This is a genomic window from Paenibacillus sp. 37 (assembly GCF_008386395.1).
Taxonomy (GTDB): Bacteria; Bacillota; Bacilli; order Paenibacillales; family Paenibacillaceae; genus Paenibacillus; species Paenibacillus amylolyticus_B.
The window spans coordinates 148,672-161,509 of the sequence record NZ_CP043761.1; the positions used below are offsets into that span (position 1 = coordinate 148,672).

The 12,838-nt window shown below is 49.2% G+C and carries 14 protein-coding genes; all 14 read left to right on the forward strand.

All coding sequences use genetic code 11. From position 1 onward, the window contains the following. Positions 1 to 390 precede the first annotated feature (390 nt). The 14 genes from hprK (at position 391) to F0220_RS00795 (ending at position 12,822) form a co-directional block, all read left to right on the forward strand. Positions 391 to 1,329: an HPr(Ser) kinase/phosphatase gene (gene hprK / locus F0220_RS00730; protein ID WP_091011999.1), complete on the forward strand. Its 939-nt coding sequence runs from the start codon at positions 391 to 393 to the stop codon at positions 1,327 to 1,329. A gap of 121 nt (positions 1,330 to 1,450) precedes the next feature. After that, complete coding sequence (gene lgt, locus F0220_RS00735) at positions 1,451 to 2,476, forward strand: prolipoprotein diacylglyceryl transferase (RefSeq protein WP_076320055.1); 1,026 nt, start codon at positions 1,451 to 1,453, stop codon at positions 2,474 to 2,476. A 6-nt stretch (positions 2,477 to 2,482) separates the two neighbouring features. Beyond that, entirely contained in the window at positions 2,483 to 3,139 is a 657-nt protein-coding gene (gene ppaX, locus F0220_RS00740) for a pyrophosphatase PpaX (protein WP_149846234.1), read from the forward strand. Beyond that, the gene (locus tag F0220_RS00745; RefSeq protein WP_036616162.1) at positions 3,136 to 3,678 is read left to right on the forward strand and encodes an acyltransferase; all 543 of its coding nucleotides are present in this window, start codon (positions 3,136 to 3,138) and stop codon (positions 3,676 to 3,678) included. Before ppaX ends, F0220_RS00745 begins: the two co-directional genes overlap by 4 nt. A 390-nt stretch (positions 3,679 to 4,068) precedes the next feature. Beyond that, positions 4,069 to 5,268 carry an ATP phosphoribosyltransferase regulatory subunit gene (locus tag F0220_RS00750; RefSeq protein ID WP_149846235.1) on the forward strand — a complete coding sequence of 400 codons (1,200 nt, stop codon included), beginning with the start codon at positions 4,069 to 4,071 and terminating at the stop codon, positions 5,266 to 5,268. Position 5,269: 1 nt separating this feature from the next. After that, positions 5,270 to 5,929: an ATP phosphoribosyltransferase gene (hisG, locus tag F0220_RS00755; protein ID WP_091012003.1), complete on the forward strand. Its 660-nt coding sequence runs from the start codon at positions 5,270 to 5,272 to the stop codon at positions 5,927 to 5,929. Between the two features lie 155 nt (positions 5,930 to 6,084). Next, positions 6,085 to 7,389 (forward strand): histidinol dehydrogenase, encoded by a 1,305-nt coding sequence (gene hisD / locus F0220_RS00760; protein WP_074092955.1) that lies wholly within the window; start codon positions 6,085 to 6,087, stop codon positions 7,387 to 7,389. Then, a complete protein-coding gene (gene hisB, locus F0220_RS00765; protein ID WP_197997954.1) occupies positions 7,382 to 8,011 on the forward strand; it encodes an imidazoleglycerol-phosphate dehydratase HisB in 630 nt (209 codons plus the stop codon). Before hisD ends, hisB begins: the two co-directional genes overlap by 8 nt. Before the next feature lie 3 nt (positions 8,012 to 8,014). Further along, the gene (hisH, locus tag F0220_RS00770; protein ID WP_105602314.1) at positions 8,015 to 8,641 is read left to right on the forward strand and encodes an imidazole glycerol phosphate synthase subunit HisH; all 627 of its coding nucleotides are present in this window, start codon (positions 8,015 to 8,017) and stop codon (positions 8,639 to 8,641) included. 62 nt (positions 8,642 to 8,703) lie between these two features. Then, entirely contained in the window at positions 8,704 to 9,438 is a 735-nt protein-coding gene (gene hisA / locus F0220_RS00775; protein WP_091012008.1) for a 1-(5-phosphoribosyl)-5-[(5-phosphoribosylamino)methylideneamino]imidazole-4-carboxamide isomerase, read from the forward strand. A 30-nt stretch (positions 9,439 to 9,468) separates the two neighbouring features. Then, positions 9,469 to 10,230, forward strand: a complete 762-nt coding sequence (hisF, locus tag F0220_RS00780) for an imidazole glycerol phosphate synthase subunit HisF (protein WP_017691268.1) — start codon at positions 9,469 to 9,471, stop codon at positions 10,228 to 10,230. Beyond that, on the forward strand, positions 10,223 to 10,957 hold the full coding sequence (hisIE, locus tag F0220_RS00785) for a bifunctional phosphoribosyl-AMP cyclohydrolase/phosphoribosyl-ATP diphosphatase HisIE (RefSeq protein WP_373419791.1): 735 nt from the start codon (positions 10,223 to 10,225) through the stop codon (positions 10,955 to 10,957). The genes hisF and hisIE overlap by 8 nt, the downstream gene beginning before the upstream one ends. Before the next feature lie 12 nt (positions 10,958 to 10,969). Beyond that, positions 10,970 to 11,794 (forward strand): histidinol-phosphatase HisJ, encoded by an 825-nt coding sequence (gene hisJ, locus F0220_RS00790; protein ID WP_091012013.1) that lies wholly within the window; start codon positions 10,970 to 10,972, stop codon positions 11,792 to 11,794. Positions 11,795 to 11,874: 80 nt separating this feature from the next. Then, positions 11,875 to 12,822: a ribose-phosphate diphosphokinase gene (locus F0220_RS00795; RefSeq protein WP_036616184.1), complete on the forward strand. Its 948-nt coding sequence runs from the start codon at positions 11,875 to 11,877 to the stop codon at positions 12,820 to 12,822. The last annotated feature ends 16 nt before the right edge of the window (positions 12,823 to 12,838 follow it).

A 12,838-nucleotide genomic window follows, 5' to 3' on the forward strand; every position in this document is an offset into this window, starting at 1 on the left:
TGAAAGTTAACGCAATTATACATTGTAATGAGAGCCCCTTCCGTTATTGCTGGAAGGGGCTTTTTTTAAGATTATTGGAATTATAAGTTTCGGAGGAGTTGAAGGATAAATAACCGCAAGAAAAACGGCCGGTAAACTGCGAATGTAGTATCCCAGAAGGTACTTCGATCAGAAGACTTTTCTTACTAATGGTTGTCGGAGGCTGCGATTGCATTCATCCCGGAATTCATTTAAGATTATTTGAAGGTCTGTCTTCATTTATTTGAGAGAATCGACTGTTGGAAGGGTATGCATTCTGTACCCCATGTTGTGAACGCGCTAATAATGGAAATAACTGATACACGATCTGATGTACATAGAGGGACAGCTAATGCTGAAAGGAAGAGACAAATGGCGAAAAAAGTGAAAGTATCTGAACTGGTGCAGCAATTTCAGTTGGAGGTTGTTTCTGGATCTCACGGATTGAAAAGAGTCATTACGGTAGATGACCTGAACCGTCCTGGTCTGGAAATGGCCGGCTATTTTGAATACCATCCACAAGAACGGGTACAGCTACTTGGAAGAACGGAGTTAGCTTTCTTTGCAATGTTACCTGAGCAAGAGCGGCGTGATCGTATGCAACGTCTTTGTACAGAAGAGACGCCTTGTATCGTTGTAACGCGCGGACTTGAAGTGCCGCAAGAACTGATTGATATCAGTGAAGAACGGGACCTGGCTGTATTACGCAGTAATATGGCAACAACGATTCTGTCCAGCCGGATCACCGGATTTTTGGAGGGGAAATTAGCACCAACAGCAACCATTCACGGTGTACTTTGTGATGTCTATGGCGTAGGCATGCTGATCACGGGTAGTAGCGGTATTGGTAAGAGTGAGACAGCACTGGAACTGGTGAAACGTGGACACCGACTGATTGCCGATGATGCGGTAGAGATCCGCCAAACGTCAGATTTTCAGCTGCACGGTACTGCACCTGAATTGATCCGCCATTTGCTCGAAATTCGAGGTGTTGGTATTATCAACGTCATGACATTGTTCGGAGCTGGTGCAGTTCGGAATAACAAACGTATTACCTTGGTTGTACGTCTGGAAGCATGGCAGCAGGATAAACAATATGATCGTCTGGGTCTGGATGAAGAGACTACACGTATCATTGATACCGATGTGCCTCTCGTTACGATTCCTGTTCGTCCGGGACGGAACTTGGCAGTTATTATTGAAGTGGCAGGTATGAACTATCGCCTGAAACAGATGGGTCTGAATGCTGCACTGCAATTCACGAACAAGCTGACAGCAACCATCTCGGAAGATATGGAAGACATGGATTAAGAAACATTTTATACAAGGAAATGAAGATAAATGGTTGACATGTACTGCTTCTCTTAAGGCGCAGTGTATGCCAACCATTCGTCATGCGTGCGATTGATTGAATAAATAGGAGTGTGAATGAATGGATACATTATTACTGTTGAACCCGATTGCGTTCTCTATTGGAGCGTTAAAGGTTCACTGGTACGGGCTTATTCTTGGTGCTGCGGCACTTATAGGACTGCTGCTCGTGATCCGGGAGGGCAAACGCTACAACATTCCACAGGAAGTGTTCATGGACATGGTCCTGCTGGGTGTACCTTCTGCCATCATTGGTGCCCGCATCTACTACGTAGCATTTAAGTGGGAAGATTATAAGGATAACTTCTGGGATGTCTTTAAAATATGGAATGGCGGTATTGCCATCTATGGTGCCCTTATTGGTGCAATCATCTGTGCAGTTATTTTCTTCCGTCGTAAAGGATATAACTTCTGGCGTATGGCCGATATCTGTGCGCCTGGACTGCTCGTTGGACAGTTGATCGGACGCTGGGGGAACTTTGTGAATCAGGAAGCCTACGGCGGTCCTGTGGAAGAATCATTTTTGAGAGACAAGCTTCATCTGCCGGACTTTATTGTGAATCAAATGAACGTAGAGGGTGTATTCCACCATCCTGCATTTTTGTATGAATCGATGTGGAGTCTCGTTGGCCTGGTCTTGCTCTTGGTTCTGCGTCGTCAGAAGTTTCTCCGTTCAGGTGAACTGTTTATGTCTTATTTCATCTGGTACTCTATCGGTCGTTTCTTCATTGAAGCTCTACGTACGGACAGTCTTGGCTTCCAGGCTCCGCAATGGGTTGCTTCATTAGTGAACGGGCTGTGGTCTCCAATGACTGCAATGGGCTTTGAACAAGGATATCTTGATCCTGCTTACGGTAACGTAAGAATCTCGCAACTGCTCGCAATTGGTATCATTATTGTTGCTGTTGTATTCATTGTGGTGAGAAGAGTGACAGGTAAAGCAGATGTTCGTTATAGTGATCCGATTGTATCGTCCAAAGTTACCTCAGATGATATGGAGCATACGGGAACAGTTGCTGGCAAAGAGAATAAGGTAACACCTCCAGCCAAAGATGAATCCAAGCAAGTTGATGATAAAAAGGAGTAATGCAACATGATTGACACGGTATTGTTTGATCTGGACGGAACGATTATTGATACCAATGAGTTGATTATCAGCTCATTCCAGCATGTCATGGGAGGATGGGAGCATTCAGCTCCATGGACTCGGGAACAGATCATTCCACATATGGGTGGCACACTGGAGCAACAAATGCGCACCTTCTCTGGCCAGGAGGAAGTCTCCGAGTACGTGAAAGGTTACCGTGCTTATAATGATATTCATCATGAAGCGATGGTTAGACCTTTTCCACATGTCATTGAGGTAGTAGAGGCGCTGCATGAGGCCGGCATTGTTATGGGTGTGGTCACAACCAAAATTCGTCCATCTACATTAAAGGTGCTAGAACGTTTTGATCTACTGAAATATATGAAAACAATTGTAACCGTGACCGATGTGACGAATCCGAAGCCCCATGCTGAGCCTGTACTGAAGGCCATGACGGAACTGGGTGCAGATCCTGCTAAAACGTTGATGGTAGGTGACAGTCCGGTGGATATCCAATCGGCACAAAATGCGGGCGCACTCTCGGCGGGGGTTGCATGGTCTCTTAAAGGGGAAACAATCCTGAACGGATATGGTCCCGATCATATGTTGCATGACATGAGAGACTTGTTGAAACTCATCCGTATTGAAACGGGACGTTCATGAGAAAAGTAACCCGCTATCCGGTAGAGGACCAGAATGCACTTTGGCATATCTACAAGACAGTGAGTCCGTGGAAGGGCGTTCGTAATTTTATCTGGATCCAGTTGTCACGCTACTGTCCGATCCTATCAGTGAAGAACTGGATTTATCGCCGAATGCTGGGGATGAAGGTGGGAAAACACACGGCCTTTGGCCTGATGGTGATGGTGGATGTGTTTTTTCCGGAGAAAATAACGGTCGGCGAAAACTCGGTCATCGGTTACAACACAACGATTCTCGCTCATGAGTATCTCATTAAGGAGTACAGGCTCGGTGAGGTGATTATCGGGGAAAATGTACTGATTGGTGCGAATACAACGATTCTGCCCGGGGTAACTATAGGGGATGGGGCGGTTGTAGCTGCTGGAGCAGTCGTACATAAGGATGTTGCACCAGGGGCTTTTGTGGGTGGCAATCCACTGCGTGATTTATCCCGTGCGGCAGCTTCTACGGAAGAGACTGTCTTTAACACGGATGATTCCTCTCAGGGTAGTGTGCATTAAGTCAATAACGTAATGAAAGAAGATGGGTTGAAGTAAAAAGCTGCTTATGGCAGCTTTTTTCGTATATAAATACCGATTAGTGAGGGTAACGGTGTGTATATAAAACGATATGCCTATCCAAGGGCAATCAAGCCTCGGTGTTGTTGACGGTAGTGCGGATTTCATGTTATCATATCCCATATCCTTTAGTTTGTTAGCACTTTACCATGTGAAAGTATTATTGGAGAAATGAAGCATGATAAAGATTGAACTAAACCAATAGTATGAAGGCTTATGAGATAATACTGTGATTCAAGATTTATAAGATAGAATGGGGATTTACACTACATAAATCCTGTTGAAATAGAACGAGTGCGACCTTAAACTACTGACTCGGGGTGAATATTACCAATGTCCAAACCAAAAGGTTTTGAAAAACCGACCGGATTCCGCGACTATACACCACATGTAGTATCCAAGCTGCGGACGATTGAACGCAATGTACTGGAATGTATGGAACGCTGGGGTTACCGCCAGATCATCACACCAACGATTGAATATTACGACACGGTAGGTGTGGCAAGCTCTACATCGGATCGCAAATTATTTAAATTGCTAAACAGCCGGGGAACCACGCTGGTGCTCAGATCGGATCTAACGGCTCCGATTGCTCGCGTCGTTTCATCCATGCTCAAAGATGAGCAGTTGCCGCTGCGTTTATCCTATCATGCGAACGTATTTCGTTCCATTGAAGAGGAAGCTGGGCGTGAGGCTGAATTTTTCCAGACCGGCGTGGAGCTGGTTGGAGACGACTCACCTGAGGCGGATGCAGAAGTTGTTGCGCTTGCGATTGCCTCTTTGCAGGCAGCGGGCGTGTCTTCTTTTAAAATAGCGATGGGCCATATGGGATTCCTGAACGGGTTACTGGAGGAAGTCATTCCAGGCCAGACAACGGAGCAGGAGCAATTGAAGGAAGGGCTGCTCGGACGTGATTATGTAGGCTATCGCCAGTCCATTGAAGCATTGAATCTGGAGCCCAAGTTGAAAGAACAGCTCGAAGCGATCCTGCGTCTGCGCGGTGGCAAGGAAGTATGCACACATGCGGTAGAGCTAAGTTCAAGTGCTGAAGCAGCACAGTCGATTGCACATCTGTGTGCAGTATTCGAAGTGTTGGAAGCGTACGGTGTATCCGAGCATGTGCTGATTGATCTGACGATGATCGGTGATTTCTCCTATTATACGGGTATGACCTTTGAAGGGTATGCAGCCGAACTGGGATCTCCAGTATGTAGCGGTGGACGGTATGATAATCTGTTACAACAGTTTGGTCGCTCATTGCCGGCTACAGGATTTGCACTGAAAACGAACCGTATTATTGATGGTGTTCATGGCATTACGATTGAAGAGAAAAAAACGGTACTTATCCAATATACCCCGAAACGTCGGGCCGAGGCACTAACAGAAGCGGCAAGATTACGCAGTATGGGACAAAATGTAGTGACACTCCTTCTTCCTGAAGACGGGGCTGGGGCAAGTGCCGTATCGGTTGAAGCAAGAACCGCTCAGGCTGAGCAGGTTATTACTTACGGATCTGAAGAAGGAGGACGCTGAGATGTCGGATATTCTGAAGGTGGCCATGCCGAAGGGCCGAATCTATAAAAAAGCCTCCAAATTGTTTCGTGAAGCGGGGCTGGATATTCCAGAAGACGTAGACGATACACGCAGATTGGTCATTGAAGTGCCGGAAGCTGGAATGGAATTCATTATGGCTAAGCCAGTAGATGTTCCAACATATGTGGAGTACGGTGTTGCCGATATCGGAATTGTTGGTAAAGACGTGCTGCTGGAGGAAGATCGGGATGTGTACGAACTGTTGAATCTGGGAATCGCTCAGTGCCGTATGTCTGTGATCGGACTTCCCGACTGGAAGCCAGGCATCCAGCAACGTGTTGCAACGAAGTATCCAAGGATTGCTTCACAGTATTTCCGGGAGCAGGGGCAACAGGTCGAGGTGATCAAGCTGAATGGTTCCATTGAGCTTGCGCCTTTGATTGGTCTGGCAGACCGGATTGTCGATCTGGTGGAGACAGGTCAGACACTGCGCGAGAACGGATTGGTGGAGATGACGGGTATTCTGGACATCACCAGCCGTCTTATCGCCAATCGGGTAAGTTATCGGATGAAAAACGCACGAATCCAGGCTTTGTGTGATGCACTTCAGCAGGTCATTCCGGCATCAAATGAGATTTCAGCGGGAAGCCTTCGGGGATAAATCACTGAGAAGCAAGAAATGCAAGGTAGCAAGGAACGAGAAATATACAAACGGAATAACCAAAGAATGAAAGGATAGAAGCAAGAAACGAGAAAAATCAGAATCGAATTGGCCATATAAAGGCAGGCATTACAGAGGATGAGGAGGTTGTACGTATGAAAATTGTACCTGCACGTGAGTTTGATCTGAAGCGGGAAGTGGAGTATGGCACGCCAGAGCAAAATGAAACGGTACGGCGTATTGTCAGCGACATTCGCCGTGAGGGTGATGCGGCACTGCTGCGTTACACGGAGCAGCTGGACCGCACGAAGCTGACGGCCGCGGAATTGCGCGTGCCGCAGGAAGAGCTGCAGGCGGCTTATGCAGCCGTGGAGCCATCCTTTGTGACGGCGATTCGGCAAGCCGCCGCCAACATTCGTGCGTTTCACGAGAAGCAGAAACGCAACTCGTGGATGGATTGGCAGCCGGACGGCAGCCTGCTGGGCCAGGTCATCCGACCGCTGAAGCGGGTCGGGGTCTATGTACCTGGCGGCAAAGCAGCGTATCCATCGTCTGTGCTGATGAATGTGATTCCGGCACAGGTGGCAGGCGTGCCGGAGATTGTTCTCGTGACGCCACCGTCTACGAACGGTGGCGAAGGTATTAATCCGTACATTCTCGTTGCTGCTGCGGAAGCAGGCGTGAGCGAGATGTACCGGGTTGGCGGCGCTCAAGCCATCGCCGCCCTTGCTTACGGCACGGAGAGTATTGCCCCGGTGGACAAGATCTGTGGACCGGGCAATATTTACGTGGCGCTCGCGAAGCGCGAGGTGTACGGTGCGGTTGATATCGACAGTATCGCCGGGCCGAGTGAGATTGTGGTGCTCGCCGATGATACGGCGAATCCGGTGTACGTCGCCGCCGACCTGTTGTCGCAGGCGGAACATGACGAGATGGCATCGGCCATTCTCGTCACGAATTCGGCCACGCTGGCGGAAGCCGTGCAGGGCGAAGTGCAGCGGCAGCTTGAAGTGCTGCCGCGGCGTGATATCGCTGCTGCTTCGGTGGAGCAGTATGGCGCGATTATTGTGGTCGATTCCATCGATGAGGGAATCGACGTGGTGAACCGGCTTGCACCGGAGCATCTGGAGATTATGGTGCAGGAGCCGATGGCTTACGCTGGCCGGATCGAGAATGCCGGAGCGATCTTCCTCGGCCCGTACAGCTCGGAGCCTGTAGGAGATTATTTTGCCGGACCAAATCACATTATTCCGACCAATGGAACTGCGCGGTTCAGTTCGCCAGTGGACGTGGACGATTTTATCAAGAAATCGAGTCTGATCTATTATAGTAAAGAAGCGCTGCTGCAGAACGGAGCGGCTATTATAGAGTTGGCCCGCCATGAGGGTCTTGAAGGGCATGCCCGTGCAATCGCTGTACGGTTAGAACAGGAAGGAAAGGCGGAATCGGACAATGGATAAGCAAAATAATGGTGTGGAACTTGAAAACAAAGGTGCAGTGCGCCAAGCAGAGGTTGACCGTAAAACAAACGAGACCAATATTCAATTGGCCTTTACTGTAGATGGCACAGGACAATCCACGATTGAAACGGATGTACCTTTCCTGAACCATATGCTGGATCTGTTCACGAAGCACGGACAATTCGACCTGAACGTACAGGCCCGTGGAGACATTGATATCGATGATCATCACACGGTTGAAGACATCGGCATCTGTCTGGGACAGACGTTGCGAGAAGCGTTGGGTGACAAACGCGGTATTAAACGTTACGCCAGTGTTTTTGTACCGATGGACGAGGCGCTCGCCCAGGTCATTATTGACGTGAGTAACCGACCTCACTTTGAATACCGTGCAGAATACCCTTCCCAACAGGTAGGCAGTTTCTCCACGGAGCTGGTACATGAATTCCTGTGGAAATTGGCGCTGGAAGCTCGGATTACGTTGCATGTCATTGTGCACTATGGTCAGAACACTCACCACATGATTGAAGCGATCTTTAAGGCACTGGGACGTGCACTGGATGAAGCAACGATGATTGATCCACGGGTAACAGGTGTGCCTTCCACGAAGGGAGTGCTGTAGACGATGGCGATTGCAATTGTCGATTACGGTATGGGTAACCTGCACAGCGTCGGCAAAGCGGTCGAACGTCTTGGCTACGAAGCGCTGGTCACGGGTGACCGGGAAGAGATTCTTGGCGCAGATGGTGTCATTCTGCCAGGCGTAGGTGCTTTTGGTGATGCAATGGTTCATCTGCGGGAGAGTGGCCTGGATACGGTGGTGAAGGAAGCTGCTGCCGGGTCCAAGCCACTGCTCGGAATCTGTCTGGGGATGCAGTTGTTGTTCAGCTCAAGTGAAGAGCATGGCGAGCATGAGGGACTGGATATTTTGCCAGGGAAAGTGGTGCGATTCGCACCAGGAGAGCTGAAGGTTCCTCATATGGGATGGAACCGTTTGGAATTCCTGCACGCGGAAAATCCGCTATTTACGGGGCTGGAGGCAGGTCACGTCTATTTTGTCCATTCCTATCATGCGCTTACTGAAAACAGGGACGATCTGCTGGCGGTAACGGATTACGGACATCCGGTGACAGCCATTGTAGGCAGAGGATCCAACTTCGGCATGCAATTCCACCCGGAGAAAAGTGGAGAGCTTGGCATGAAGCTGCTCGGCAACTTTTTGGCTCTGACAGGAGCACCTGTACAAAGGTAAAACATCAGCTCTTCTTAACTATAGAAAGCGTACAAATCTAATTCATATTCAGGAGGCCTTGTATGTCATCTTTTATCCTATATCCGGCGATTGATATCCGGGACGGCAAATGTGTAAGACTGGTGCAGGGAGATTATAATCAGGAGACCGTGTATAACGATGACCCGGTTCAAGTGGCTTTATCCTGGGAGAAACAAGGCGGTACATACGTTCATCTGGTGGATCTGGATGGTGCGAAAGCAGGGCATCCTGTTAACGATGAGCTGATTGGGCGGATTGCGTCGTCTGTAAACGTACCTGTTCAGGTGGGCGGCGGACTTCGTACAGTAGCGGATGTAGAGCGTTTGCTGGGTCTGGGTGTTAGCCGGCTGATCATTGGAACAGCAGCAATTGAGGATCGTGCTTTTACAGAGGAAGTACTGGGACGTTACGGGGACAAAGTGGCAATTGGTATCGATGCACGTAATGGTTACGTGGCAACTCGCGGATGGCTTGAAACATCGGAAGTACAGGCAGAGGTACTCGCGAAGGAATTGGCGGCATATGGGGCAGAAACGTTTATCTTTACGGATATTTCCCGTGATGGCATGATGCAGGGTCCTAATGTGGAAGCGATTGTGTCTCTTGCCAAGGCGAGCGGACGTACGGTTATTGCTTCCGGCGGTGTAAGTGTAATGGATGATCTGCTTCGTTTGAGTCGCCACGCGGATGATGGTGTTGGTGGAGCAATTGTGGGTAAAGCACTGTATACAGGAAGTATCGATCTGTCTGAAGCAGTACGTGCGGTCAATAAGTAAGGGATATTCGGATAGAGAGGAAGAGGTAGCATGCTGGCAAAAAGAATCATCCCCTGTCTGGACGTGAAGGACGGCCGGGTCGTCAAAGGCGTCAACTTCGTTAATCTCCGCGATGCGGGTGATCCGGTAGAGCTGGCGGCACTATATGACCGCGAGGGCGCAGACGAACTGGTGTTTCTCGATATCTCCGCTTCGGTAGAAGGGCGCGAAACGATGGAAGAAGTCGTGCGGCAGACGGCGGGCGAGATCGCTATTCCCTTTACGGTAGGTGGTGGCATCTCCAAGGTAGAGGACATGAAGCGGATTCTCCGTGCGGGAGCGGATAAAATCGCAGTGAATACAGCCGCGGTACTTAATCCGCAGTTGATTGCAGATGGTGCACGTCGCTTTGGCTCGCAGTGTATCGTGGTAGCGATCGATGCCAAGTATAACGAAGCTTGGGGCGAGTGGGAAGTCTATACCCATGGTGGACGGAAACCCTCCGGGATCAAGGCGCTGGAATGGGTTAAACAGGCTGAGAGCTTGGGCGCGGGGGAGATTCTTCTCACAAGTATGGACGCGGACGGAACAAAAGACGGCTTTGATCTGAAGCTGACGGCAGCGGTATCCGAATCTGTGCGTATTCCAGTCATCGCATCGGGCGGTGCGGGCAAGGAATCTCATTTCTATGATGTATTTACCACAGGCAAAGCGGACGCAGGGCTGGCCGCAACGATTTTCCATTACAAAGAAATCGCCGTACCGGCGTTAAAACAACATTTGAGAGAACAAGGGGTGGAGATCCGTGACTAAAGTGAGCGATGAAATCAAGGAACAGTTGTCCTTGGAACAGGTTGTGGAACACATTCGTTGGAGTGATGGTTTGGTTCCTGCCATTGTGCAGGATGTGGATACTCGGGAAGTCTTAATGATGGCTTATATGAATCGCGAATCTCTGAAGTTGTCGCTTGAATCCGGTGAAACGTGGTTCTGGTCACGCTCGCGTCAAGAGCTGTGGCACAAAGGTGCAACATCTGGTAACGTGCAGACCATTACTTCCCTGAAATATGATTGTGATGGTGATACCTTGTTGGTTGAGGTCAAACCGAACGGTCCTGCCTGCCATACAGGTGCGGTAACATGTTTCCATAATGAAATCATTGGTTTGCCAGAGAAATCGGCGAATAAGGGTTCGGATGATGCGAGTGATGCATCTGCTTCGGGAAGTTCCGATTCCGAAAGCCGCTTCGAGGTTTTGGCTGAACTGGAGTCCGTTATTGCAGAGCGTGAACGTGAACGCCCTGAGGGTGCATATACAACGTATCTGTTTGATAAAGGTGTAGACAAAATATTGAAAAAAATCGGTGAAGAAGCATCCGAAACGATCATCGCCGCCAAAAATAAAGATAATGACGAGCTTCGTCTGGAGGTCAGTGACCTGATGTATCACCTGCTCGTCCTGTTACAAGAGCGCAAGCTGCCGCTGGACGATATTATGTCAGAGCTGAGCCGCCGTCATGAACGGCCTCGCCGCGATTAGGAGGCGAGCTTCGTGCGTATAGATTATCACACACACCATGAGCGGTGTGGACATGCCGTTGGCAAACTGGAAGAGTACGTGCAACGTGGTGTGGAGATCGGACTATCCCAGATTGGATTGTCCGATCACATGCCATTATTGCATGTCGATCCGGCTCAATATTATCCGGAAATGGCGATGCCTATGGATGAACTGCCGCGTTACGTAGAGGAGTGTTTCTCCCTGAAAGAACGTTACCGCGGACAGATTGACGTACGTGTTGGTCTGGAAGGTGACTATATTGAAGGCTGGGAAACAGAGATCCGTGCAATCATTGAGCGTTATCCATGGGATTATGTGATTGGCTCTGTTCATTTCCTCGGGGAATGGGACATTACGGATTTCCGCCAGACCCATCACTGGGAGGGCAAAGACATCCTTGAAGTATATCGTCAGTACTATGATGCCGTGAGCAAGGCAGCTACGACGGGACTGTACGATATTATGGGCCATACGGATGTCATTAAACGGTTTGGCTATGTTCCTTCAGCTGAACAGACAGAAGAACGTATCTCACTGGAGAACGCAGCGTTGCAGGCTATTGCCAAAAGTGGCTGCGCCATGGAGCTGAATGCTTCCGGGTTATCGAAGCCTTGCGCCGAGATGTTCCCTAGTCGCAGAATGCTGACGGAAGCCATTCGCATGGGCATTCCATTAACCATGGGGTCTGATGCACATGACCCAATGAAGCTGGGCGATTATCTGCCTGAAGCTGAAGCACTTTTGCATGAGTTGGGCTGTACGGAAGTCGCTGTTTTTGAAGGCCGTCATCGCTCGTTCATTCCTTTAAATGTATAAGCCAGTAGAGTATAATGAGGGTAGGAAATAACCTTTTAGCTAAGGGATTATATAGGGACTTCAACCCTCGGGAGGGCATTATGCAGCATTCGTTACGTATTTTTTCCGGTTCATCGAACCCTAAGCTGGCAGAACAGGTATGTGACAAGCTGGGTGTACAACTGGGCAAGATCAAGCTGTCCAGGTTCAAGAGCGGAGAAATATACGTTCATTATGAAGAAACGATCCGTAATTGTGATGTGTTTCTGGTACAGTCGTTGTCTCATCCGATCAATGAGCTGTTTGTCGAGCTGTTGGTGATGATTGATGCCGCAAAGAGGGCTTCAGCGCGCACTGTGAACATCATTGTTCCGTATTACGGCTATGCTCGTCAAGAGCGCAAATCCGCACCACGGGAACCGATCTCGGCCAAGATGGTAGCAGATGTATTAACGACAGCTGGCGCCAATCGAGTGGTAACAATCGACCTGCACGCAGCGGCCATTCAGGGATTCTTCAACATTCCGGTTGACCATATGACATCACTGGATCTGATTAGTGATTATCTGTTAAGCAAAGGAATCGAGAACCCTGTTGTCGTCTCCCCGGATGCGGGACGAGCATCGATGGCAGAGAAGCTGGCGAACCGTCTGGATTCTCCATTTGCCATTATGATCAAGAAACGTCCAAGCCATAATGAATCGGTTATTACCCATGTCATTGGTGATGTAGAAGGACGGACACCTATTATTATTGAGGATCTGATCGACACCGGAACAACCATTCTGAATGTGGTGGAAGGGTTGAAGGAACGCGGGTCCAAAAATGTATATGTATGTGCAACACACGGATTGTTCTCAGATGGGGCAGTAAGTAAATTGAATCACCCGTCAATTGAAGAGGTGGTAGTTACGGACTCGATCGCACTGCCAGATGACCACCCTGAATGCTTCAAAGTGTTACCTGTTGCGCCAATGCTGGCTCGCGCCGTACGCATTATTGTGGATGGTGGCTCCATGGCCACATTGTTTAAGGATTCTGGCATTTAGAGCATCGAGGATATAA